Origin of the sequence: Psychrobacillus sp. NEAU-3TGS (genome assembly GCF_029955155.1) — a bacterium.
In the GTDB taxonomy this organism is placed as follows: domain Bacteria; phylum Bacillota; class Bacilli; order Bacillales_A; family Planococcaceae; genus Psychrobacillus.
Window position 1 is genome coordinate 62,762 of record NZ_JAPNOZ010000009.1, and the last position, 23,294, is coordinate 86,055.

A 23,294-nucleotide genomic window follows, 5' to 3' on the forward strand; every position below is an offset into this window, starting at 1 on the left:
ATCTACTTGATGTTTTGGACATAATAATAGACCATCGAAATGATGGCCATATTTGCTAAAGCACCGTTACTTCAATAAGAATGGACTGGTTTTAACTCTCTTCCAATAAAGTTAGCAGGTATAGGGCTTAGTTCTAATTCTCTTGCCCAAACAGAAAGTTGACCTATGTGGTGAATTTCGTGAGTAATTATATGGTGTAATATTTCATCAACAGTGTATTTATCTTCATCCCAAGAAACACTGACTAGTTTTTCTTTTATACCTCCTAAATTTATTTTTAAAAATTCACCTATTTCATTTCGTGATTTATCTGAAAGAGATTTAACCTTTTCAAGTGTATTATAATCAGTAAACTGAAAAACTACATCCTCCTTACCTTGAATACCACGAATCCAACTATATTCCACATCAATTATGTGAAAAATTGTATATAATATATTTCCTACTCCACCCCTGCGATCTTTTAACAACTCTTTAATTGTCAGTTGATTGCACCAGTTAAACCATTCATCTCTTACCTGCCAGTTGTATTCAAAGAATTTAATCATTGTAAACACTCCAATTTAGCTTATTACACTATATTTAGATGTAAATGCATCTATTTCCTTCTTCAACTAAACTGCTTCGTTAGTTCAATAAGAAAAAGGCTTTACTCCTTCTTGAAGTAAAGCATCTCGTTAGTTGAATAAAGTCAATCAACTTCTTCAAAATCAATAATATCCTTGAGTCTTTTTGGCATTAGTGAAGGCGAAGGTAAATCAACCTTTCCATAAGGGGTAGATAACCCATACAGGCAGCCTTGTTCAACTAAAGCACCCGTCAGTGCTTCAACTAATGTAGTTTGTTATAACGATTCAACTATAGCAATTACTTTCTCGAACTCTATAATCATTTTATTAGTGTCTGCAGGTGTTGGTTCAAAAACCGAATGGACTATTGAATGCCTGTATTTTTTTCTATAAAATTGAACTGTTCTCCATTCGTTCGGATAATTAGTTACTAACGATACTCCAGTTGCATTTTTCAGATTCTTATCGCACCTTTCTCTGAAGTCCATCTTAGTCTTATCTAATAATCTGTCAATACTTCGTTCAGTCTTGCCTTTAGCCAGAAGTTTATTTCTAATTTTTCTTTCTACTGAATATTCAAGTACTGCCGATATATTAATAATCGCGGATCTTGTCTCACTCTTCTCTAATAGATTCTTAGCGACCAATATTAAAGATTGGAGGGGATCGATTTCTGTACCAGCGCGCAAGTTGTTTTGAAATTCTGTTAATTCGTCTTGGGTGTTATCAGATAACCAGGGCTTGTTCATCACAGGAGGTAATTTCCCTATTCTTTTAAAATTATCCCATTGAACGTTATCAACAAATCGAGTTATCTGGACACCTCGTAATGTGTGATAAGAGCATTTTTCAACAAAAAAATCATTTCTGAAAACTGAATATGCTTTTATTAACTGATTAATTGCTTCTAAAAACAAATCTGCATTGGTTAATCTAGAAATCTCTTTATTTATGAGGAACGAATAGCTTAATTCTACTTTTTCCTCCTCAGTGAAAGTTGAATACAATTTTTGTGTAGTAGACTCTAGGTCATCTTCGTTATCAATTTTATTCATCAGAATACTAGTCGTTAATTCACTTAGTCTTTCTTCCTCACTTACACTATCTAACTCTTGTTTAGTATAAATTTTGTTTTCTTTTGAATCCCAACTAATTTAAGTATCTAAAGAAGTTTTTAATTGCATCCATGCGTATTTTGGAGTTGCAGTCTTCACAATGAAAGACCTTATTCGTTCTTTCTTTGTATAGTTTATATTTTAGTGAACCTTCATATACTCTGAATTTTTGTCTACAACTACAACAAACTATTTCATAGTAAAACATAGTTTCCCTCCTACTAACACATTACTTTTTAGTTGTTCTCTCGAGATTTTCACCAGTTGGTAAATATGTTATTGAACATCTAACTCGCTTACAGTTTGGTGAATTCTCGTCACTTGTTCAACTAAACTGCCCCTTTAGTTTAAGTGTAACATTTTACAATGCATGTCTGAGACCAACTTAATGTTTTGGACATAAAAATAGACCATCGAAATGATGGCCACATTTTGCTAACGCACCCGTTAGTTTAATAGGATTACTCTTTAATAACCTTAATTTTGCTTGCATTCTATACTTCAACTATAATCGAAATATAAAATGCAGAAAGGTCGGTAATAATGAGTATTAATCCTAATGTAGCTGTAGTTGCCTCCCTCCTGGGAGAAACCTCGCGTTCTACAATGCTTTCAAGTTTAATGGATGGTCGTTTTCATACTGCTAGTGAATTAGCCTTCATGTCTGCGATAACACCTCAAACAGCTAGCTTTCACCTATCTAAATTAGTAGAAGGCAACCTTATTAATGTTGAAAAACACGGACGGCACCGCTATTATCAGTTAGCCAATAAAGAAGTTGCACACCTTATAGAAACATTTCTTGCGATTTCTCCACCTCCTGAAGTACGTTCTTTAAAACAATCTAACCAAGTAAAATTACTACAGGAAGCTAGAACTTGTTATGACCATTTAGCTGGAAAATTAGGAGTCGCTTTAACCAACTCGATGTTGAACGCCAACTACTTAAAAAAAGAAGACAGAGTATTTATTGTTACACTTAAAGGAGAGCAATTCTTTACTGATTTCGGCATCGATTTAACTGAATTAAAGAGAAAACGACGCTCATTTTCTCACGCTTGTTTAGACTGGAGTGAACGCCACTATCATCTCGGCGGTGCTTTAGGAAATGGACTGCTGACACATTTTTTTGAATTGAATTGGATCGTGCATGTTCCATCTATTCGTGCTGTAAAAGTTACTGATAGAGGAAGAGAAGGATTTAAACAAATTTTTAATATTAATATGTAGTTAATGGGTCATATCCCTCTCCTCAGTAGACAGATTAAGTTCGTTTTCTTTTTCTGTCCACTATAGGAAGTGAAGTGGACCTATTCGTGCTTAACCAGATTATTTATTAATAAAAATTTCTTCACTACTTTTCTCTGCTGAAAATTTCGATTCACTAGATAGATACCCATTACAATAAACAAGCCACCAACTATAAGAGACGGATTTAAATGCTCTCCCAATAGTAACCACCCAGACAAGACACCAAAGAATGGAGCTAAAAATAAGAAGGCGCTCGTCTTTCCTGAATCACCTTTTTGTAAAAGATAAAACCACACAGCAAATTGAACAATAGAAGACATTATACTTAGCCATAATAAAATGGACAAGGATTCACCGTTCAAAATGAAAAAAGGACTTTCAAGGTTAAAACTCCCAATTAAGAGTAGTAATCCACCAAATAGCATCTGATAAGCGGATAGGACCCATGTATCGAAAATCGCCCCCCACTTTTTAGCTAATAATGTGGCCAGTGCCCAAAACACGGCGGAAAAAATGCCGAAAAGAATGCCAATCTTAAATTCAATTTGGGCCCCCATTGTTATAATTACCCCTACCAAACCTAAAAGAACACCGATCCATTGATAACGTGTATAACGTATTTGCAGAAAAATGGTGCCGAATACAACAACAAGTAATGGATTCGTGAATGTTAGAATCGAGGATTCACTAGCTGTAATCGTTCGCAAACTCAAGAAAATACAGCCCATAACACCGGCTGTTTGGAAACCTCCAATGATCAGCATCCTTATCCAATTCTCTCTAGATACTGGATGTGACCTCTTTAAAACGATAACGATGACTACCATTATGATTCCCGCAAGTATGAAGCGCAATGCTGCTAGCAGCAATGGGGATGAGTATGGTAAACCCATTTTAACGACAGCAAAAGATGAACCCATTAAAAATGTTGTTAAAAGTATCAACGATGTAAATTTGAAAGTATTCATTTCTTCTCTCCCTACATACTATAATGACCTATCTATGGTTATTATAACTGTAGATTACTTCAGCTAGTATCGAAGTAAGTATTTAACCGAACGGGAGATTGAACACCTTCGTGAATCCTGTCATTCCCCAATGGAAAAAGCGATTTTCGAATTCATGTTTTCTACCGGTTGTCGAATTGGAGAAATTGTTGCGTTAGAAAAGAACCATATCAATTGGTCCAATCAATCCGCGATCGTTAGAGGAAAAGGTGATAAGGAAAGGGAAGTTTATTTTAATACACGTTGCGACATATGGCTTAAACGCTATTTAGAAAGCCGTAATGACCATAATCCTGCTATCTTTGTTAATGTCTTTGCGACGAGTAATCGCAGGAGCATTTGTTTTCGGAGCTCCGAGGAGATTGAAGCCGTGCCCGCGGAAAGCGTCCACCCTGTAGCAGAAATCCCAGCGTCCACTTCATTCAACTCACTACCGCACAGTTTCCCCATTATGTGCCTTATTCCGTTTTATCGATTCCATGAGCTAAATTAGCCAAAGATAGGCGCTTAGCACTTTTGTTCTTTAAAGAGTGGTGTCTCTTAGAAAGTTTTGAACGATATGATGGTCTGGTTCGTATGTTTTAAGTGTAAAGCCTTCTTTTTGAAGCCATTCAATTATTTGAGGTAGTGCTTTTGTTGTTTGGCTACGATCGTGGAGAAGGATAATAATGTCTCGGTCTCCGGACTTGTAGGCTTTTTCTACCCCGACTTGTACGTTTTGGACAATTTTGTTGGCTTCTTTATCGGTGTATTTCCAATCGTTTGAATCGACGTCCCAATCCCATAGTTTGAAGCCGTTTGTGACTAGCTCATCTTTCATAGCAGTTGTTATATGTGGTTTGCTTCCATAGGGAGTGCGAACCAGTTTCGTGTCTTTTCCGGTCATTTTTTTGATGAGTTTCGTTCCTTTTATCATCTCATTTATAAAAGCTTTAGAAGAAAGATAAACTTTGCTTTTATCATGTGTCATACTATGAGTTCCGATATAATGACCATCTTTTACTACTGCATTAATAATGGAGGAGTTCTTTTTCATATGATTGCCTAAAAAGAAGAAAGTCGCTTTGGCATTATATTTTTTTAAGATAGAATTATTGGTCGTTGTAAATTTGTTTGGACCGTCATCAAATGTTAAATAGACATTTGCTTTTGGAGTTGCCTGCGAAGGCTGTTTTTTATTCAAAAGTTTGTCTAAATAAATTTCAAAATTAGCATGCGACATATGAGCCCAGTCCTCTTTGTATATACGTTGTGTTTTTTGTTTCTCAAAGGTTTTCATTTTGTATCCTATTTCAATTGCGAGATATTCCACACTGATAAAAAGTTTGCCATCGACTTTAACAATTGGGGACCAATCGAGTGCTACTTCGTCTTTCGCTGTTAGTTGAGACTTTTCGTTATAACTAATTTCTATTCCGTTTTTTCGTATGTAAGTAATGCCATTTTCTATTTCAAAAGGGATATCTAGATATGCTGCAATTTCTTCGAGTGGAACTTTTGTGTCTTGATTGATTACTTTGACATCACTAAAATCGAGCAATTGATCTTGAAAACCTATGTGATGGGCCAAAGGTGCTTCGGCTGCTGTTACAACGCCTGTGCTAAAGATAGTAGAAATGATAAAAGCTGCGAATATTATTAAATATCTTTTCATGAAATCGACCACTCCCAATATAGTTTAGAATCTCTTTTTAAAACTATATGTATTTGGTAATCCATGTATGCTTGTTATAAACTATGAATAAAGAGAGGTGAGTTTCGTGGCAAATAATTATAGAATGCCAGATAGTGCAACGTCTCATGCAAAGCCTACTTATAGAAAGGCGATACTTTGCGTGGGAAGACCTTCAATCGCCATTTCATAATGTCGGCTTTGCACCTTATTGAAAGCTTAAAAAGATAAGGAGCGAGCAAAATGACATATGTAAAAGCAACTTCTGTATTACCCGAAGAGCTTGTAAGGGAAATTCAGAAGTATATTCAAGGGGAAACTATTTATATTCCGAAACCAGACAAAAGCTACAAAAAGTGGGGAACGCTTTCTGGGGAAAGACAGAGAATAGATGATCGAAATTATTCGATTAAACAAGCTTATAAAAGCGGAACTGCGATGGCTCAATTAGCAGAAGAGTTTTTTCTATCCATTGAAACGATTAAAAAAATTATTTATACAAAGTGATTTTTTAGCTGATGAATCCATATAAGAATCATCAGCTTTTTGTATGTAGAGAACTTTTCCTAATCATCTTTTCCATTTCGAAAAAGATAACTTCCCGCTACAATAAACTAATAGAAAAATGTATTAAGGAGAGATAATTATGGATCCTTTCATAAGAAACGATCAATTTAATTTCATAAAAAAAACAAGGGCAAGCGTTAATAAATGGTCATGCTACCGTAAATGATCAACGCGTATTAACTGCGTTAAAATCCATCACTAGCGAAAAAATAGCCAATTTATTCGAAAATCTAAACGAAGAGCAAAAACAATTATTAGATCCCATTATAGAAATCAAAGAAAAAGCAGATGCCGAAGCATTTTTGGAACAAATAAAACCTTTCGTCCTCCCTTTTAAAGAAGTAACAGAGCAAACGATTAAAAAGTTGTTTCCAAAAGTAAAAAAGCTAAAAACTCCCTCATTAGAAAATATAGAATTTAGGGAGATTTCTTATTTAGGATGGTTGGATAAAGGCTCCAACAAAAAATTCCTGATTGTAGAACATAACGGTAAACTTGTTGGAATCATAGGAGATTATACACCCTCCAACAAGAAAGGTATTTGTGCGCTATGCAATCGTACCGAGGAAATTGGTATGTTTACCTCGGCAGTAAAGGGAGCTACACAAGATGCTTATATTAAAAGAGGCAATTACATTTGCCAAGACAGTCAAAAATGTAATCACAATTTAATCTCTTTAGATAAACTATATGATTTTGTAAATCTTATAAAAGCATAGTTTGGTGTCAGGGACCTAATTGAAATAAAGGAGGGAGGGATTTAGAGATGGAAGAAGAATTGCTAAGAATATTTGACAGCAATAGAAATGCTATAGGCACAGCTCCACGCCATGAAGTGCATCGACTAGGACATTGGCATGAAACATTTCATTGCTGGTTTATTAGTAGGGAAGAGGAAATAGATTATATCTATTTACAAATCCGAAGTGAATCTAAAAAAGATTATCCTGGACTCTTAGACATTACAGCTGCAGGTCATTTATTGGCTACGGAGACAGTGCATGATGGTGTTAGAGAAGTGAAAGAAGAACTTGGTATCGACATTTCTTTTGAGGAATTAGCGCCACTTGGAATAATAGATTATTCAGTTACGACGGGAGAACTTATTGATCAAGAGCTAGCAAATGTTTTTGTATATAATGGTGCTTTAAGTTTTGATGATTTTATTCTTCAAGCAGAAGAAGTTTCTGGAGTGGTTCGAGCCAAATTCGAACAATTTTCAAAGCTTTGGTTAGGGGAAGTAGAAGAGATTCAAGTAGAAGGCTTTGAGATAAATAAAACAGGAGAAAGAGTTTCATTCAAAAAGGTTGTAACAAAGCATAATTTTGTGTTACATGAACAGTATTACTATGAAGCTATAATAAGTGGCATAAAAAAATTAGTAGAGTCAGTTCGTAAATAGCCATATTATAACGAATTTGAAGAAGATTGTATTGGCTTTCAAAAATTGCAGTCTATTTGAGATATATAGACTTTAGTATAATTCTCATTCTATAATGTTGGAAGATAGTTAAAGAAAGTTGGAGTTAAATAATGTTAAAAACTGCATTAGGGCGGTTCCGTTTCATGGGCTTATTGGATGGTAGTTCTCTAGTAATCCTCTTGTTCATTGCGATGCCTTTAAAGTATTGGTTTGATATTCCGAAGGCAGTAACCGTTTTTGGAACACTGCACGGTTATATATTTCTCGTTTATTTAATTGCGATTGTATATGCTCTGTTTGCTGTTAGATGGCCATTTAGATTTACCATTGGGGCTATTGTTTCTGCATTCATTCCTTTCGGTAACTTTGTTTTGGACAGTCGTCTGAAGAAGTTGCAAGCAAATTAATGCTAAGTCCCTGTCTTACTTTGACTGATAGGGACTTAGCATCAATGGAGCTCTGTTGTAAAAAAGGATTACATTTCAAAAAAGTTGTCTCTTTCTACTTTACAAATCCTTAGTGAGAAGCTTTGATACCATACCTTTTTTCCTTTTTCTTGTGCAATTAGATGAGCGGAATGGTTTTTCCAATTCTTAATTGACTCTAAAGAGCTCCAATATGATACGGTTATCCCTAGCTCGTTATCACGCGCAGATTCCACACCTAAAAATCCTTCTTGTAGAGATGCCAATTCTACCATTTTGTCTGCCATTTTTGCATAGCCTTTATCACCATCTGTTCTTTGAGAAGAAAAAATAACAGCATAATAAGGCAGTTGAAATCCTTTAACTATTTTGCTCACTTTATGCACGTCCTTATTAATCTTTTCTTGTAATCATAATGTACTGAATAGGTAGCTGCAACAATAAAAAATGACCCCAAAAATGGAGTCATTTTGAAGTCTATTCTAATATTTTTATGGTCACGTTTTTACGACCCCATTTATAAGCATCGCTTTTAGAGGAGAAAAACACATCAATTTTATTCCCTTTAATATTTCCACCCGTATCACCAGCGATAGCATAACCGTATCCTTCCACATGAACTTTTGTCCCAAGTTTAATGACTTTCGGATCTACCGCTATTACTTTGATATCGGGATTCTTTTTCAAGTTAATACCTGTACTTGTAATTCCAGTACAACCATTGCAATTAGCAGTAAAAGCACTTGCAGATACAACGATTTCTTTCACTACATTATCCTCTGAATCAGAACGGGATGGGTTTTTCGTTTTGGAAGCTTGCTTTGTAAGTTTTAATTTTTGGTTCGGTTTAATAGTATCCGTTTTTAAATTATTCCATGATTTTAAATTAGTGATGGATACATTATACGATTTCGCAATCTTATATAATGTTTCTCCTTTTTTTACAGTGTGCATGGAAGTTGCGGCCATGCTAGTTGTTGTTCCGCTAACCAATAGTGCTAATGTGATGATGAGTGTCCCAAGAATTTTTCTCAAATACTCTACCCCTTACTATTTAGTCTAATCAATATACTAGCAGTATTGTATTACAGGAATATTACGACAATTTACCAATAACGTTACAAAGTGGAGAGGTAATATTTCAAAATACCAAACAAGTGTATGTCCTAGTTTATTTGACTATGCATAAAAGCCCTTCAAATAGATATTTGAAAGGCTTCAAAACGCATTTAAATAATATTTTATTTACCACTGAAAGATACCCTCGAAGACTTTTTTAGCAGGACCTGTCATAAAAACGCTATTGTCAGTATAGCGAATTACTAGCTCTCCACCTAACAGCTTAACCGTAATATCTGTATCCTTGTCGCAATAACCGTTTAAGACAGAAGCTACAACCGCCGCACATGCACCTGTACCACAAGCTAGCGTTTCTCCACTTCCACGTTCCCAAACACGCATATGAATAGTATTTCTGTTTTCGACTTGGATAAATTCCGTATTCACACTTTCCGGAAATAGAGGATGATGTTCAAATTTAGGTCCTATGACGGCTAGATTAATAGAGGTAATATCATCATCAAACAAAACGCAATGGGGATTACCCATAGAAACTGTCGTAATATTATAAGTCGTAGCCTCTATTTCAATTGGAACATCAATCAATGCTCCTTCTTCCTCCAACAATACGGGTATAGAGGAGGGATTTAAAATAGCATCTCCCATATCAACAGTTGCCTCATACATTTGATCATCTTTTACTTTTAACTCAATCGTTTTAACTCCACTAAGTGTATCAATTTTAAGTACTTCTTTTTTTGCAATATTATTATCATATACATATTTAGCAACGCATCGAATAGCATTACCACACATTTTTCCTTCGCTGCCATCAATATTAAACATCCGCATTTTCACATCTGCATTTTCCGAAGGGCATATAAGGACAATACCATCTCCTCCGACACCAAAATGTCGATCAGAAATAATTTTACTTAGCTTCTCAGGATGTTCGATATACTGTTCAAAGCAATTGATGTATATATAATCATTTCCACAGCCATGCATTTTTGTAAAAGATATATTCATATTCCACACTCTCTTTTCCATTAAAAGGAACAATTTATTTTCATTATAATCAGTTTCTTTCGCTCGGGTCAATGAAAAAAAGCAGACCACCTGGATCTGCTTTAAGGAGTTTTAATTTTAAAGGTATCTCCGCCTTGTATCGTTCCATTTTCATAGCCTTTGTAAAACCAGGCTTTACGTTGTTCAGATGTACCGTGTGTAAAACTTTCTGGAACGACGTATCCCATTGCTTGTTTTTGTAACGTATCATCTCCGACTGCGCTAGCTGCAGTTAGTGCTTCGTCTAAATCCCCTTCTTCTAACAAATCCATTCCCGCTGCATGTTTTGCCCATACACCTGAATAATAGTCTGCTTGAAGTTCAAATCTGACTAGGTATTTATTGAATTCCTCTTCGCTTAACCTTTGACGAAGTGGCATTACTTGATCAGAAGTTCCGAGCAAAGTTTGTACATGATGACCTACTTCATGTGCAATAACATAAGCCATGGCAAAATCCCCTGGTGCATGGAATTTATCCTGTAATTCTTGATAAAAGCTCAAATCGATATATAATTTTTGATCTCCTGGACAATAAAAGGGACCAACAGATGCACCAGCAGTACCACACGCTGAATTTACACTATCTGTATATAGTACAAGGGTTGGTTCTGTATATTGTAAGCCGTTTTCTTGGAATATTTCAGTCCAAACGGTTTCCGTATCTGCGAGTACAACAGAAACAAATTCCGCTAGTTCTTTTTCTTGTGCTGTTTCAACATAAGGGGCAGAGTTAGATTGATCAGTAACGCCTAAATTACCGATTAAATCTTCTGGATTCCCACCAAGCAAGGTTACGATAAGCACAATAATGAGTCCAAGACCGCCTCCAACACCAGCGATTGCTTTTCCGCCGCCTTTTCCACGTCGATCTTCTACATTAGAACTTCCTTTTCTGCCTTGCCATTTCATCTCGTTCACTTCCATTCAAAGCTAATATAATTATCTTATACCCAATTTCTTTAAGTTTAGACAATAATAAATGGAATCTTTCCGCTATAATGAGGATAAAGTGAAACTTTCATCAGTGGGGATCTTCATTCCTCGCTGATGATTATTACAAAAATTGTTTGGAGTATTACGATCTGAAAAACTGGGATAAAAAGGGTGGGAATTGTTTATGATGCTGATAAAACCAAAAATGCTTCAACCGGGAGATAAAGTGGCTACGATTAGTTTATCATGGGGTGGAGCAGGAGAACCTGATTTAAAATGGAGATATGAACAAGGAGTGGAACGTTTGGAAAAAGTGTTTGGTTTAGAAGTTGTTTCAATGCCGAACAGTTTAAAGGGCGCTGATTATTTATATGAAAATCCAAAGGCTCGGGCAGAGGACTTGATGAATGCATTTAAAGATCCAACGATAAAAGGGATTATTTCAAATATTGGCGGGAGTGAAAGCATTCGTTTACTGCCATATATAGATTTTGATATTATCCGTTCAAATCCGAAAGTATTCATTGGATACTCAGATACTACTGTGACACATCTGTTTTGTCACAAAGCAGGAATTTCTTCTTTTTACGGTCCAGCTATTTTAATGGACTTCGCGGAAAATGTGGAAATGCATGAATACACAGTGGAAGCTTTAAAAAAGACCTTATTTACAAATGAAGTGATCGGAGAAGTTAAACCGGCAGCTGAGTGGACAAGTGATCGCTTAGAATGGGTTGTGGAAAACAAAAACACAAAACGAAACATGTATCCTAACAGTGGCTATGAATTACTACAAGGCAATGGAGTAGTACAAGGAACATTAATCGGGGGATGTATTGAAGTGTTAGAATTTGCAAAAGGGACAGCTCTTTGGCCAAATGACGCTTATTGGAAAGATAGTATTTTGTTTTTTGAAACGTCAGAAGAGATGCCAGAACCCACTTATATCGAATATTGGTTACGGAACTATGGCGCACAAGGAATTTTACAAAAGGCAAAAGGTATTATTTTTGGAAAGCCTTTGAAAGAAAAGTACTATGAAGAGTATAAAGAATCCATATTAAAAATAATGAAAGAATTGGATTTAACGAATTTGTCGATTCTCTACAATTTAAATTTTGGTCATACAGAGCCAAAATTTGTCTTACCTTATGGAGCTTTGGCAGAAATTGATAGTGAGAAGGTAACTTTTTCTATTTTAGAAAGTGGAGTGGAGTAACAAATGCCCTCTTTTATTGTAATAGGGGGCGGGATTTTAGGTGCCTCTACGGCGTATCATTGGCAAAACAGAATGTAAAAGTTACGCTAATTGATAGACGAGATCTCGGTCAAGCATCTGCGGCAGCTGCAGGAATTATTTGCCCCTGGATTTCCCAAAGAAGAAATAAAAAATGGTATGGGCTTGTTCGAAATGGTGCTAAATATTATAAACAGCTTGTAAGTGAACTTGAGAAATTAGGGGAAACTTCCACTGGATATAAGCAAGTAGGTGCAGTTGCATTACAAAACGATGCGAAAAAGCTTCAAAAGATGCTTGATCGGGCACTAGAAAAAAGAGAAGAAGCACCTGAAATTGGAGAGTTGAAAATTCTTTCACCAGATGAAACAAAATCCCTATTTCCACTTATTTCAGAAGACTTTTTTTCCTTATACGTCGAAGGGGCTGCTAGAGTGGATGGGCGGGCCATGCGAGATGCCTTGATACGTGCAGCTAAAAAGCTAGGGGCGGAAATAATAGATGGAGATGCACAGCTTTTGGATGGTGGTGTATTCGTGAATGGAAAGCAATTAATAGCGGATAAGATTATCTTGACTGCTGGAGCCTGGGGAAATGAGATTCCATCTAAATTAGGGAAAGACATGAAAGTAAGCTTTCAAAAAGCACAAATTATGCATTTTGATATAGAAGATAAAGGTACAGGGAAATGGCCAGTCGTTTTGCCACCGACAAATCAATATTTGTTAGCATTTGACGAGGGGAAAGTAGTGGCTGGTTCTACGTATGAAGAGGTTACAGAATTTGATCATCATATAACAGAAGAAGGAAAAACTCTATTATTAGAGAATGCTACTAGTATTGCCAAAACATTGGAAACTGCGCAAATAGAGGAAGTCAGAATAGGATTCAGACCATTTACACCTGAGTTTCTACCGGTAATCGGAAATGTACCTGGATTTGATTCCATCTTTTTTGCAAATGGTTTAGGTGCTTCCGGATTGACTGCAGGACCATTTGTCGGCGCAGAGCTTGCTAGATTAGCGTTAGGGCATAAAACTGTGCTAGATTTATCTATGTACGCTCCAAATTAAATGAAGATGGAAAAGCTAGGAGGTGTATGCTTGAACGAGTATTCAATTGTTTATATTGAAATTGAACGGAAAATAGATTTTTACTATCAAATGCAACAAATTGAAATTCAATACGAACTCCAGCTAAGTATAGAAGGAATCATTACAGCCCGACATCGTTTTGAACTTCGACATGTTCATGATATATCACATAAATCTTTCTCTTTTGGTGGAGGTATCCTATACTTACACACAAACCAAGGAGTATTTTCTTATAAGATTCAAGATAATCCTACACCTTTCATACATGCATTCAAATTATTAAAAACAGAGAATAAAACATAGCTACTTTTATAGGTACAGGCCGCCTTTATATTCTTGTAATGAATTTGTAATCGTTTTGTTAAATTTCCACTGAATTTTGTGAATCATTGAACTTATTTTATATTCATTGAATTAGATCATTGTCGTGCTATAATGAAAAATATTCAAATAGTATTAACTCGTATAATCGCAGGAATATGGCCTGCAAGTTTCTACCGGCTTACCGTAAATAAGCTGACTATGAGTGGCAATGAAATAATCGAATTTATGACCTCTCTGTCATGATTTCTTTTATTTTTATTCGAATTTATAAGCTCGAATGACATTGTTCCACTCCACTTATGGTTTGGCGCAGTATCATCGGGCTTTTTTGTTTGAAAAAAAATGAAAACGAAGGGATCAAATACTTATGAAATTATTAAAAGAAAAAATTGTTCAAGAAGGTAAAGTGCTATCTGAACAAGTGTTAAAAGTAGATACATTTTTAAATCACCAAATTGATCCAGTACTAATGCAAGCGATTGGAGAAGAATTTGCTGCACGTTTTAAGGATGCGGGGATTACAAAAATTTTAACAATCGAATCTTCGGGTATTGCACCTTCTATGTTTGCAGGTTTAACACTAGGAGTTCCAGTAGTTTTTGCTCGCAAACGTAAATCTCTCACTCTGTCAGGAAACTTATATACTTCGAAAGTATATTCATTTACAAAAAATGAAACAAATGATATTTCAGTATCCAAAGATTTTATCAATAGTGATGATGTAGTGTTAATCATTGACGATTTCCTTGCAAATGGACAAGCCGCTCTTGGACTAATGGAAATTTTAGAGCAGGCAAATGCCCGAAATGCGGGAGTCGGTATAGTCATTGAAAAAGGTTTCCAAACTGGCGGTAGCCTTATCCGTGAAAAAGGAGTTCGAGTAGAGTCTCTTGCGAATATTAAGTCTCTAGAGAATGGACAAGTCACTTTCTTTGAGGAGACTGCAACTGTATGAACAATGCGTTAAGAAACACTGCACTTGGTTTGCAACATGTTCTTGCTATGTATGCAGGGGCAGTACTCGTTCCACTTATTGTAGGTGGTGCAATTGGACTTAATTCGGAGCAGTTAACATATTTAGTTGCCATTGATATTTTAATGTGTGGTGTTGCAACGATTTTACAAGTGATGAGCAATCGTTTTTTTGGTATTGGTCTACCTGTTGTATTAGGGTGTACATTTACAGCAGTAGGTCCGATGATTGCGATCGGTGGGGAATATGGTGTTTCCGCTATTTATGGGGCAATTATTGTATCAGGTATATTTGTTATCTTAGTTAGCGGTGTATTTAGTTATCTTGTGAAGTTCTTCCCGCCGGTAGTAACTGGTTCGGTTGTAACAATTATTGGGATTACCCTTATTCCTGTAGCGATTAATAATATGGGGGGAGGCCAAGGTGCTAGCGATTTTGGATCTGTTTCCAATATTTCTTTAGCGTTTGGTACATTACTTTTCATCGTCTTACTTTACCGTTTTTCGACTGGTTTTATTAGAGCAATTTCTATTTTGCTTGGTATAATTCTTGGAACAATTGCTGCGATGTTTATGGGGAAAGTGGATTTCACACCAGTTGTAGAAGCTCATTATTTTCATATGGTTCAGCCATTCTACTTTGGTACACCAACTTTTGAGTGGTCACCAATATTAACGATGATATTAGTAGCAATGGTGTCTTTAGTCGAGTCAACGGGGGTTTACTTTGCACTTGGTGATATTCTCGATAAAAAAATAGAGAAAAAAGATTTAACAAAAGGCTATCGTGCTGAGGGTATTGCTGTATTATTAGGTGGTATTTTCAATTCATTCCCGTATACCACTTTTTCGCAAAACGTTGGCTTGATGCAAATGTCGGGTGTTAAAACGAAAAATATTATTTATATAACAGGCGGTATGTTAATAGCACTAGGGTTCATCCCTAAAATAGCTGCGCTTACGACAATTATTCCTAACTCTGTGTTAGGTGGCGCAATGATTGCGATGTTTGGAATGGTAGTGGCACAAGGTGTAAAAATGCTGAGCAAAGTAGTATCTGGATCAGGGGATAACTCGATGATTATCGCTTGTTCCATCGGTATGGGACTTGGGGTAACAGTAGTTCCAGACCTATTTATTTCGCTTCCAGATAGCTTCCAAATCTTAACGAGTAACGGAATTGTAGCTGGTAGTATAACAGCAATTGTGCTCAATATTATCTTTAATATGATTCCTTATAAAAAATAATATAAACAGTACAGCGCGAAGGTTTCTACACCTTCGCGTTTTTTATAGACTGCTAGTGTTAAACTCCTCGACGAATGTAGTGGAAAAGCTTCTATTTAAATTTAGAGTCCGCAAATTATTAGACTAATCTCTAATAAGGAAATATAACGCATATAATGCCTAATTAGAAGCTCCTTAATGCGCATTATAGGGAAACTGCGCGGTAGTGAGTTGAATCAAGTGTCCGATGGGATTTCCGCTACAGGGTGAACGCTTTCCGCCGGCTTGACTTCAGCCGCTTCCTTCTCTACGCTCAGTCCAGGGTCTTCAGCTCAAGCTATTCCGGCTGGAGTCGCCGCCCTTTCGCTACAATCCAGTAGAGTCTGCTCATTACTAAGAAATGATGCACTAAATCTAGTACTATATTGTTTTTCTATAGGAAAAACCTAAGATTAATGGAATAAGACTTACTTTATAGTGATTATTAGTAGGTTCTATTGATTGGAGTGTAAGGCGACGACTCCTGTGGGATTAGCTCACCGCTCGCCCCACGGAAAGCGTCCGCCGGGAGCGGAAATCATTGCGGACATTTTAGTATCTTACCGCGCGGTTTCCCTATATTATGCAATACAAAAGTATTAGCTCATCTATCTTGAAGGGGAAAATTGTTTAAGGAGAGTTTTTGTTTGTAAAACATATGTAAAAACCTGTTTTGCTGTTTCGAAAACCGAAACATTATGATAGGATAGTATAATCTATTAGATATGAGGAAAAAGTTATGAGAATAAGAGATTGGGATAGGCCTTTAAAAGTCCGATTATTCGGCGAGTTTTTTAGTAACTTAAGTTTTTGGATGGTGTTTCCGTTTCTTGCTATATATTTTGCAGATGAATTCGGAACTAGTATGGCTGGAATTTTGCTTGTAATCTCGCAAGTCTTTTCGGTTGCAGCAAATTTAATCGGAGGCTATTGTGCAGATCGTTTTGGTAGAAGAACGATGTTATTCTTCTCAGCTACGGTGGAAGGGGCAGCATTTATCCTTTTTGCGTTTGCTAACTCACCATGGCTAGATTCTCCGATGCTTAGCTTTGTAGCCTTCACAATTGCTGGAGTAGCTGGTTCATTTTATCATCCAGCGAGTCAGGCGATTGTGGCAGATGTTGTGCCGGAGAGTGATAGAAGTACTGTCTTTTCGGTGTTTTATACATCCATCAATATTTCAGTTGTGATTGGTCCAATTGTAGGAGCAGTATTATTTTTCCAATATCGCTTTGCATTATTGCTGACGGCAGGTATTATATTCTGTTTAGTTGGTTTGGCTCTTCGATTATTAACCGAGGAGACATTGCCAGAAGAGATGAAGAATCAGCTAGTTGCAAAAGGCGGAAATGGTTGGATCCGAGTAGTGGTCGATCAAGTGAAGGCATATGGATTAATTGTGCGGGATAGAGTGTTTCTCCTTTATGTAATTGCGGGAATATTACTTGGGCAAACGTTTATGCAGTTAGACCTGCTGATACCTGTTTATATGAAAGAGGTTATTGATAAACAAGTATTAGGAAATTTCTTTGGTAGGGAATGGGCAGTAACTGGTGAAGGCTCTTTCGGTATTTTATTATCCGAAAACGGATTATTGGTTGTGTTGCTAACGGTTTTTGTATCAAGGTGGATGACTAAATATCCGGAGAAATGGGTGTTTTTTCTTTCGTCATTCTTATATATGATTGCTATGCTCATTTTCCCGATGACTGCAAACTTTTGGGTGTTCCTAATTGCAATGGCGATATTTACGTTGGGGGAGCTAGCGACGGTTGGATTGCAAGAAAGCTTCGTGTCAAAGTTAGCGCCGGCGGATATGAGGGGACAATACTTTGCTGCTGCAAGTTTGCGTTATACGATAGGAAGAACAATTGCACCATTGGTGTTTCCGCTTGTAACCTGGATCGGCTTCACATGGACATTTGTTATTCTAGCGGTTTTAGCGATAGGTAGTGGATTTATTTATTTGGTGATGTTCAAGGAATATGACAAGAGACGAAATGAAATAGCTGCGTAAATTGGACAAGGGGTACTCTAAGTAAAAGAGTACCCCTTGGTTTTGTATAGGTATAACATAACTTTTGAATTTTAAATTTCATCCCGAAAAAGTTCGGGGAATAATCTACATGAAAGAGTTCCCTTTCAATGCCGCGGTAAATTGTTCCACTGGTTTGCTTTCTAACCTAAGCAACGTAAACCCTACCTTCTTTTACGTCCTTGCGACCCTATAGTCGCGCCAGTGTGAATAAGTATTATCAAAAACACATAAAGCAGAATGCCATATTTCTAAATTTATGTCGTACCAAAAATGTCAACATATCGCATTATCACATAAATAAATGATGGTGTCAAACAAAAAGGATTTAAATGATATAATGATCGAATCAATATAGGGGTAGGTGGGAAAATGGAAGTTTGGGATATTTATAATGAAAATCGTGAGAAAACAAAGAGAACCCATATTCGCGGAGAAGAGATGCAAGAAGGAGATTTTCATCAAGTCATTCATGTTTGGATAATGAATGCGAGCGGTCAGTTTTTAATCCAGCGACGACAGCCTTGGAAAAAAGGTTGGGCTAACATGTGGGACTGTTCAGCTGCTGGATCAGCACTTGCAGAAGAAACAAGTGAAATGGCCGCAATCCGTGAAGTAAAGGAAGAACTTGGGATCGATATAGAGATGTCCACTTCCGAGATTTTGTTTACGATTAAATTTGAAAGAGGATTTGATGATCATTTCTTGTGATCCAAGACATAAACATCGAGGATTTAAGCCTTCAATACGAAGAAGTTGCAGATGCAAAATGGGCTACGATGGAAGAAATTCGAGAATTAGTCCAAACTGGTGAATTTATTCCCTATCATATTTTGGATACTTTATTTACCATGATTGAATCCAAGATTTCACTCAGAAAAGCAACTGTAGAGGATGCGGAAAAGTTGTTCGAAATACAAAGAAAAGTGTTTGAACCGCTTTATGAAAAATACGAAGATCATGAAACAACCCCGGTAAACCAAACGTTTGAGCGTTTTAAAGAGCGTTTAAAAACTGGGGATTACTTTAAAATAACGCTAGAAAATTTGCTTGTCGGAAGTGTACATGTATATCCGAAATCACCAGGGGTCATGCGATTTCATATGATCAATATTTTAGATGAATTTCAAGGCAAAGGTATCGCCCAACAAGTGATGATGCGGCTTGAAGGTTTACACCCAGAAGCGAATCGTTGGGAATTGGATACGATACAAGAGGAAAAAAGAAATTGCTATTTGTATGAAAAGATGGGTTATGTACAAACAGATGAGAAGTGGAAAGTAAATGATAAAATGACAATCGTTCATTACGTGAAAACTACGCGATTGAATCATATGCCATGTCTTTGAAAAATGGCACTGGAAATTCATGACGTAATAAACACAAGAAGTATCAAGAAATATAAACGAATTCCTTATATTATTTAATGTAGGAGTGAGACAAATGAATGAACAAATACAGCTTATGATTGATTGGATTGAAACAAATTTTAAAAATAAGTTTTCCTTAGATGAACTTTCAAATTATATGGGATACTCCCCTTATTATTGTTCATTTAAATTTCATCAAATAACAGGTATAAGTATTAGACGCTATATTCTTCTTAGAAGATTGTATTTATCTACAGAAGACTTGGCAAACAATAAGAAAATAATCGATATTGCTTTTGATTATGGTTATTCTTCACATGAAGCGTATAGTAGAGCATTTAAAAATATTTTTGGTATCAATCCGAGAGAATATCAACTCAACAAATTTCCAGTTCAGTCAATTGTTAAACTCAATATTAATAAAAACGGGGAGTGGAATAAAATGAACATTTCTAAAAAAATCGAGGTGGAAAAGCTACGTCATGATAGAAGTGAGTTGTTTGACAAAGATGTATTACATATCTTAAATGGTCAGGTTATGTATGAGGAATTTAACAATAACAGATTGATGGGTGAATCTGATTACGCACCGTTTAATGAAGCGATGTGTGTAAATGAGACTACGGACCAAACATTTGATAAAGAATTTATACTTATTCGAGCTGTAGGTCATCATGAACCAGTGGAGAGATATATGGAAAAGGTTATCGCTCCCTTAGCCAATCTTTTTAATAAAGAGTATAAATGTATCGTATTATGGTTTGGTGAAGACATGTTTTGTCAAATGAACCTATTGACTATACTTGCCTATCTTGAACAGTCAGGTTATGAAGGGAAAGTGTTTCTAAATAGTTTCAGAGAGGATGAATTTAAAGTTAATCAAACTGAACTTAAATTAGGTCCTTATCATTCAGTATATAAAGAGGTGTTGGTCAACCATGCTAAACCCTCTCATGAAGTCATGCCGGTTTTGTATCAAGCAATAAACATATATTTAGATATGCTAAACGAAGATAATCCAGTGGTAAAATATATTAATAAAAATAAAGCTCTATCAACAAAAGAAATGATCAATCGATTATTTGAACGTTTCCCAACCATAGGTTACGGTGATTTACAATATATAGAGCTAATTAATAAAAATAGATGAAAATGAGAATACTATTAATAGTTATTGGTATATTATTTGTTTCAGCTTGCAGTCACGAAAACCTTAATGAACAACACGAAATATATTTGTCAAACAAGGGATGGGAAATTAATGATTTACTAGAAGTGGAAACTTGTATACTAGATATTCCTGATGAAATGCTTCGTAATTATGAAGCAAGTGAAATTACATTTTTAAGTGAGCATTTAGGAGAAGAAGTTACACAGCATTCCTATGATTTAAGAGAAGAAGATGCTGAAGGAAAACGTTTGAAAGCAGTGGTATTCGAAGTCGAGGGAGAAGTTATTGGGGGGTATGGAGTTCTTCCAAATTGGGATCCTGGCATATTTAATCTGGACGAAAAAGAACGTCTAATCAATGAACAAATGATTAAGTAATAAAAGTCGATACTAGTTAACAAAAGAATTATTGTTCGGGAGAATGTTGCGCAACCGCTCCCGAACAATGCGCGTCCGCCTTGAAACGTTTCGCAAATATTGGACTGAATTTTATCCCCTGAAAAAAACAAGAAGAGTCATCATTTATTCATTTATGGTGTCTCTTTTTTTTATGTAGTACAATGGCGATCAATAATAAGAAAGGATCATTAGAAAACGCTAGAACGTGGTCGTGAACTAATGAACCTACAAGTTGACTTCCTTCACTTCCAGTGATAAACTCATCAATATTACTATTACGGATATCAAGAATCTTTAATATCCACTTTGGAATAAGGAGGTAAAGTATGAGGTATTCAAACGCTACAAACTACGCCCTACATACGATGATTCATTTGATACTACAGCCTGGGGGGAGCTCGGTGGGAGTGAAGGAATTAGCGGAAATGCAGAAGCTTTCCCCGACGTACCTTTCTAAGATATTAACTAAACTTGCGAAAGCCGGTTTGATCGAGTCGACGCCGGGCGCAAAGGGAGGCTATAAAATCTCCAGAACAAAACAGGAAATATCTTTTTTGGATGTAATTAATGCGATTGAAGGAGATACTAGCATATTCGATTGCTCCATTCATCATGAAGGCTGCTTGATTGAAAACGTTATGAGGCAGGTAGAGGAAAATATGAAAGCTGAACTCGAATCCAAGCTTTTGATCGATATTGCTAAAGAGGCACAATCCAAACAGAAAGAAGAAAAAAGTTAAATTTTATTAAAGGAGTGAACCAGATGATATTAGATTGCGCTGTGATTGGAGGAGGTCCGGCTGGACTGAATGCTACTTTAGTACTTGGAAGATCAAGACGTAAAACTATCCTGTTCGATGACAACAAACCGAGAAATATAGTGACTTCTGAGTCCCACGGGTTTATCACAAGGGATGGTATACATCCGCAGGAACTCAAAAGGATCGCCCAGGAAGAACTAAGCAAGTACCCAGACGTGAGTATCGAAAAGCAACGAGTGCATCGTATAAATAAAGAAAACAACTTGTTTCAGGTTGAGACAGATAATGGGGAAGTTTACAGCGCTAAAAAGATCATTCTCGCAACTGGCTTTAAGGAAGTCCTTCCGGATATTCAAGGGGTGAGAGAGTTCTATGGCAAGAGCCTATTCAGCTGTCCTTTCTGTGATGGCTGGGAATTAAGAGATCGACCACTGGCAGTGATTGCAGAGGATCAAAGGGCGTTCCATATGGCGAAATTGGTGTCCAACTGGACGAACGATTTAATTATTTTTACCAACGGCAGTAAGGTCCTTTCGCTGGAAGAACAAGAATTACTCAAAAGCAGAGGCATCAGTATTAATGAAAAGAAGATTGCCGCTTTCATTGGCGAAGAAGGGATGCTGGAAAAAATACAGTTGGAAGATGACACAGCAGTGCTTCGTGAAGGTGGATTTATCGCTGCAGAATGGAAACAGGCCGCTTCTTTTGAATCCTCACTGGAATATGTATTAAACGAGCATGGCGGCATTGAAACGGACAGCTGGCAACGCACGAAGACAGAGGGAGTTTTTGCTTGCGGAGACACGCGAATTGCTGGTCCCTCTCAATTAATTATTGCAGCGGGGGAAGGTAGTATGGCTGCAATGGCTGTGAACGCAGCTCTGATTGAGGAAAAATTTAACTAGGCGTAACAGCATGCCTAAACAGCTGCTTAAAAAAGGAGGATATATATGCATCACATGCATGGTAAGCACAATAAAGGAAAAGTATCGTACTTAGAAAGTCCCGAACGAAGAAAAGAATTTTCCCCGGAACAGTTGTTGAACAGAATTCCCCTAAAAGAAACGGATAGTATATTGGATTTTGGCGCTGGAACCGGTTATTTTTCCATCCCAGCGGCGAAAAAGATTAAGGGTAACGTATACGCTCTGGATATCGACGCTGCGATGCTCGAAATAATAAATGAGAAAGCCCTAGAGGAACAGCTTACGAATATTGTCCCGGTAGAGGGAAGTATGGAGGCACTGCCTTTACCTGATGGCTCTAGCGATGTAATCATTGCTTCTCTGGTACTGCATGAAATTCAGCCAATTGCCCCGTTGTTACAGCAAATGAAAAATGTACTGAAAAAAGAAGGCTATCTAATCTGTCTCGAACTTGAACCAAAAGGAAAATCCGAGAAAGCTCCGAGAATTACCTTGGAAAAAATGGAGCGGGAAATGAAAGAAGCAGGATTCCAGATAACGGAGAAGTTTTTCCCGGCTGAATCTCTATATATGCTTGTTGCACAAAAGACAGATTAACCAATTAATTTTTTATTCAATTAAGGATATTAAATGTCTCTAAAGTATTTAA

At 36.6% G+C, this 23,294-nt stretch carries 23 protein-coding genes, 4 pseudogenes and 1 riboswitch; of the genes and pseudogenes, 19 read left to right on the forward strand and 8 right to left on the reverse strand.

Going from position 1 to position 23,294, the window contains the following annotated elements; translation table 11 throughout:
• Positions 1-71: 71 nt before the first annotated feature.
• Both OR571_RS08100 and OR571_RS08105 read right to left on the reverse strand, forming a co-directional pair.
• On the reverse strand, positions 72-548 hold the full coding sequence (locus tag OR571_RS08100) for a DinB family protein (protein ID WP_282242321.1): 477 nt from the start codon (positions 546-548) through the stop codon (positions 72-74).
• Positions 549-844: 296 nt separating this feature from the next.
• A complete protein-coding gene (locus tag OR571_RS08105) occupies positions 845-1,624 on the reverse strand; it encodes a hypothetical protein (protein WP_282242322.1) in 780 nt (259 codons plus the stop codon).
• Positions 1,625-2,227: 603 nt separating this feature from the next.
• Between OR571_RS08105 and OR571_RS08115 the strand changes: the two genes are divergently transcribed.
• Positions 2,228-2,914: an ArsR/SmtB family transcription factor gene (locus OR571_RS08115; protein WP_282242324.1), complete on the forward strand. Its 687-nt coding sequence runs from the start codon at positions 2,228-2,230 to the stop codon at positions 2,912-2,914.
• An 80-nt stretch (positions 2,915-2,994) separates the two neighbouring features.
• Here the strand turns inward: OR571_RS08115 and OR571_RS08120 are convergent, their stop codons facing one another.
• Positions 2,995-3,903 carry a DMT family transporter gene (locus tag OR571_RS08120; protein WP_282242325.1) on the reverse strand — a complete coding sequence of 303 codons (909 nt, stop codon included), beginning with the start codon at positions 3,901-3,903 and terminating at the stop codon, positions 2,995-2,997.
• Between the two features lie 76 nt (positions 3,904-3,979).
• Here OR571_RS08120 and OR571_RS08125 point away from each other — a divergent pair.
• Positions 3,980-4,261 (forward strand): annotated as a pseudogene (locus tag OR571_RS08125) (tyrosine-type recombinase/integrase); the annotation flags it as partial.
• A 204-nt stretch (positions 4,262-4,465) separates the two neighbouring features.
• Here the strand turns inward: OR571_RS08125 and OR571_RS08130 are convergent.
• On the reverse strand, positions 4,466-5,596 hold the full coding sequence (locus OR571_RS08130) for a polysaccharide deacetylase family protein (RefSeq protein WP_282242326.1): 1,131 nt from the start codon (positions 5,594-5,596) through the stop codon (positions 4,466-4,468).
• Positions 5,597-5,857: 261 nt separating this feature from the next.
• On the opposite strand from OR571_RS08130, the gene OR571_RS08135 reads away from it, so the two are divergent.
• The 4 genes and pseudogenes from OR571_RS08135 (at position 5,858) to OR571_RS08150 (ending at position 8,011) form a co-directional block, all read left to right on the forward strand.
• Positions 5,858-6,121, forward strand: a complete 264-nt coding sequence (locus OR571_RS08135; RefSeq protein ID WP_282242327.1) for a CD3324 family protein — start codon at positions 5,858-5,860, stop codon at positions 6,119-6,121.
• 139 nt (positions 6,122-6,260) lie between these two features.
• A pseudogene (locus tag OR571_RS08140) lies at positions 6,261-6,900 on the forward strand (FusB/FusC family EF-G-binding protein).
• Between the two features lie 47 nt (positions 6,901-6,947).
• A complete protein-coding gene (locus OR571_RS08145; RefSeq protein ID WP_282242328.1) occupies positions 6,948-7,583 on the forward strand; it encodes an NUDIX hydrolase in 636 nt (211 codons plus the stop codon).
• Between the two features lie 131 nt (positions 7,584-7,714).
• On the forward strand, positions 7,715-8,011 hold the full coding sequence (locus OR571_RS08150; RefSeq protein WP_282242329.1) for a DUF3817 domain-containing protein: 297 nt from the start codon (positions 7,715-7,717) through the stop codon (positions 8,009-8,011).
• Positions 8,012-8,079: 68 nt separating this feature from the next.
• Here OR571_RS08150 and OR571_RS08155 read toward each other — a convergent pair whose 3' ends face one another.
• From OR571_RS08155 to ypfJ, 4 genes are all read right to left on the reverse strand, one after another.
• The gene (locus OR571_RS08155) at positions 8,080-8,406 is read right to left on the reverse strand and encodes an antibiotic biosynthesis monooxygenase family protein (RefSeq protein WP_282242330.1); all 327 of its coding nucleotides are present in this window, start codon (positions 8,404-8,406) and stop codon (positions 8,080-8,082) included.
• A 100-nt stretch (positions 8,407-8,506) separates the two neighbouring features.
• Positions 8,507-9,064 (reverse strand): 3D domain-containing protein, encoded by a 558-nt coding sequence (locus OR571_RS08160; RefSeq protein WP_282242331.1) that lies wholly within the window; start codon positions 9,062-9,064, stop codon positions 8,507-8,509.
• A 210-nt stretch (positions 9,065-9,274) separates the two neighbouring features.
• Complete coding sequence (gene dapF / locus OR571_RS08165) at positions 9,275-10,138, reverse strand: diaminopimelate epimerase (RefSeq protein ID WP_282242332.1); 864 nt, start codon at positions 10,136-10,138, stop codon at positions 9,275-9,277.
• Between the two features lie 80 nt (positions 10,139-10,218).
• A complete protein-coding gene (ypfJ, locus tag OR571_RS08170) occupies positions 10,219-11,067 on the reverse strand; it encodes a KPN_02809 family neutral zinc metallopeptidase (protein ID WP_282242399.1) in 849 nt (282 codons plus the stop codon).
• Positions 11,068-11,278: 211 nt separating this feature from the next.
• On the opposite strand from ypfJ, the gene OR571_RS08175 reads away from it, so the two are divergent.
• The 13 genes and pseudogenes from OR571_RS08175 (at position 11,279) to OR571_RS08235 (ending at position 23,242) form a co-directional block, all read left to right on the forward strand.
• A complete protein-coding gene (locus tag OR571_RS08175) occupies positions 11,279-12,310 on the forward strand; it encodes a S66 family peptidase (RefSeq protein ID WP_282242400.1) in 1,032 nt (343 codons plus the stop codon).
• A gap of 3 nt (positions 12,311-12,313) precedes the next feature.
• Positions 12,314-13,401 (forward strand): annotated as a pseudogene (locus OR571_RS08180) (NAD(P)/FAD-dependent oxidoreductase).
• Positions 13,402-13,431: 30 nt separating this feature from the next.
• Positions 13,432-13,725, forward strand: a complete 294-nt coding sequence (locus OR571_RS08185) for a hypothetical protein (RefSeq protein ID WP_282242333.1) — start codon at positions 13,432-13,434, stop codon at positions 13,723-13,725.
• A gap of 138 nt (positions 13,726-13,863) precedes the next feature.
• A riboswitch (purine riboswitch) is annotated at positions 13,864-13,965 on the forward strand.
• Between the two features lie 148 nt (positions 13,966-14,113).
• The gene (locus OR571_RS08190) at positions 14,114-14,701 is read left to right on the forward strand and encodes a xanthine phosphoribosyltransferase (protein ID WP_282242334.1); all 588 of its coding nucleotides are present in this window, start codon (positions 14,114-14,116) and stop codon (positions 14,699-14,701) included.
• Complete coding sequence (locus tag OR571_RS08195; protein ID WP_282242335.1) at positions 14,698-15,966, forward strand: nucleobase:cation symporter-2 family protein; 1,269 nt, start codon at positions 14,698-14,700, stop codon at positions 15,964-15,966. Before OR571_RS08190 ends, OR571_RS08195 begins: the two co-directional genes overlap by 4 nt.
• Before the next feature lie 757 nt (positions 15,967-16,723).
• Positions 16,724-18,001, forward strand: coding sequence for an MDR family MFS transporter (locus OR571_RS08200; RefSeq protein ID WP_282242336.1), 1,278 nt, complete (start codon positions 16,724-16,726; stop codon positions 17,999-18,001).
• Positions 18,002-18,391: 390 nt separating this feature from the next.
• Positions 18,392-18,873 (forward strand): annotated as a pseudogene (locus OR571_RS08205) (NUDIX hydrolase); the annotation flags it as partial.
• On the forward strand, positions 18,871-19,368 hold the full coding sequence (locus OR571_RS08210; RefSeq protein WP_348775031.1) for a GNAT family N-acetyltransferase: 498 nt from the start codon (positions 18,871-18,873) through the stop codon (positions 19,366-19,368). The pseudogene OR571_RS08205 and the gene OR571_RS08210, both read left to right, overlap by 3 nt.
• Before the next feature lie 94 nt (positions 19,369-19,462).
• A complete protein-coding gene (locus OR571_RS08215; protein ID WP_282242339.1) occupies positions 19,463-20,539 on the forward strand; it encodes a helix-turn-helix transcriptional regulator in 1,077 nt (358 codons plus the stop codon).
• 86 nt (positions 20,540-20,625) lie between these two features.
• A complete protein-coding gene (locus OR571_RS08220; protein WP_282242340.1) occupies positions 20,626-20,937 on the forward strand; it encodes a DUF4830 domain-containing protein in 312 nt (103 codons plus the stop codon).
• Positions 20,938-21,284: 347 nt separating this feature from the next.
• Positions 21,285-21,698 (forward strand): RrF2 family transcriptional regulator, encoded by a 414-nt coding sequence (locus tag OR571_RS08225; RefSeq protein ID WP_282242341.1) that lies wholly within the window; start codon positions 21,285-21,287, stop codon positions 21,696-21,698.
• A gap of 23 nt (positions 21,699-21,721) precedes the next feature.
• Complete coding sequence (locus tag OR571_RS08230; protein ID WP_282242342.1) at positions 21,722-22,624, forward strand: NAD(P)/FAD-dependent oxidoreductase; 903 nt, start codon at positions 21,722-21,724, stop codon at positions 22,622-22,624.
• A gap of 45 nt (positions 22,625-22,669) precedes the next feature.
• On the forward strand, positions 22,670-23,242 hold the full coding sequence (locus OR571_RS08235; RefSeq protein WP_282242343.1) for a class I SAM-dependent methyltransferase: 573 nt from the start codon (positions 22,670-22,672) through the stop codon (positions 23,240-23,242).
• The last annotated feature ends 52 nt before the right edge of the window (positions 23,243-23,294 follow it).

Coding starts and splice junctions, on each gene's coding strand:
- OR571_RS08145 (WP_282242328.1), top strand. CDS start 6,948: ATGGAAGAAGAATTGCTAAGAATATTTGACAGCAATAGAAATGCTATA.
- OR571_RS08215 (WP_282242339.1), top strand. CDS start 19,463: ATGAATGAACAAATACAGCTTATGATTGATTGGATTGAAACAAATTTT.
- OR571_RS08230 (WP_282242342.1), top strand. CDS start 21,722: ATGATATTAGATTGCGCTGTGATTGGAGGAGGTCCGGCTGGACTGAAT.
- OR571_RS08195 (WP_282242335.1), top strand. CDS start 14,698: ATGAACAATGCGTTAAGAAACACTGCACTTGGTTTGCAACATGTTCTT.
- OR571_RS08175 (WP_282242400.1), top strand. CDS start 11,279: ATGCTGATAAAACCAAAAATGCTTCAACCGGGAGATAAAGTGGCTACG.
- OR571_RS08115 (WP_282242324.1), top strand. CDS start 2,228: ATGAGTATTAATCCTAATGTAGCTGTAGTTGCCTCCCTCCTGGGAGAA.
- OR571_RS08225 (WP_282242341.1), top strand. CDS start 21,285: ATGAGGTATTCAAACGCTACAAACTACGCCCTACATACGATGATTCAT.
- OR571_RS08105 (WP_282242322.1), bottom strand. CDS start 1,624: ATGAATAAAATTGATAACGAAGATGACCTAGAGTCTACTACACAAAAA.
- dapF (WP_282242332.1), bottom strand. CDS start 10,138: ATGGAAAAGAGAGTGTGGAATATGAATATATCTTTTACAAAAATGCAT.
- OR571_RS08100 (WP_282242321.1), bottom strand. CDS start 548: ATGATTAAATTCTTTGAATACAACTGGCAGGTAAGAGATGAATGGTTT.
- OR571_RS08135 (WP_282242327.1), top strand. CDS start 5,858: ATGACATATGTAAAAGCAACTTCTGTATTACCCGAAGAGCTTGTAAGG.
- OR571_RS08120 (WP_282242325.1), bottom strand. CDS start 3,903: ATGAATACTTTCAAATTTACATCGTTGATACTTTTAACAACATTTTTA.
- OR571_RS08235 (WP_282242343.1), top strand. CDS start 22,670: ATGCATCACATGCATGGTAAGCACAATAAAGGAAAAGTATCGTACTTA.
- ypfJ (WP_282242399.1), bottom strand. CDS start 11,067: ATGAAATGGCAAGGCAGAAAAGGAAGTTCTAATGTAGAAGATCGACGT.
- OR571_RS08210 (WP_348775031.1), top strand. CDS start 18,871: ATGATTGAATCCAAGATTTCACTCAGAAAAGCAACTGTAGAGGATGCG.
- OR571_RS08200 (WP_282242336.1), top strand. CDS start 16,724: ATGAGAATAAGAGATTGGGATAGGCCTTTAAAAGTCCGATTATTCGGC.
- OR571_RS08130 (WP_282242326.1), bottom strand. CDS start 5,596: ATGAAAAGATATTTAATAATATTCGCAGCTTTTATCATTTCTACTATC.
- OR571_RS08150 (WP_282242329.1), top strand. CDS start 7,715: ATGTTAAAAACTGCATTAGGGCGGTTCCGTTTCATGGGCTTATTGGAT.
- OR571_RS08190 (WP_282242334.1), top strand. CDS start 14,114: ATGAAATTATTAAAAGAAAAAATTGTTCAAGAAGGTAAAGTGCTATCT.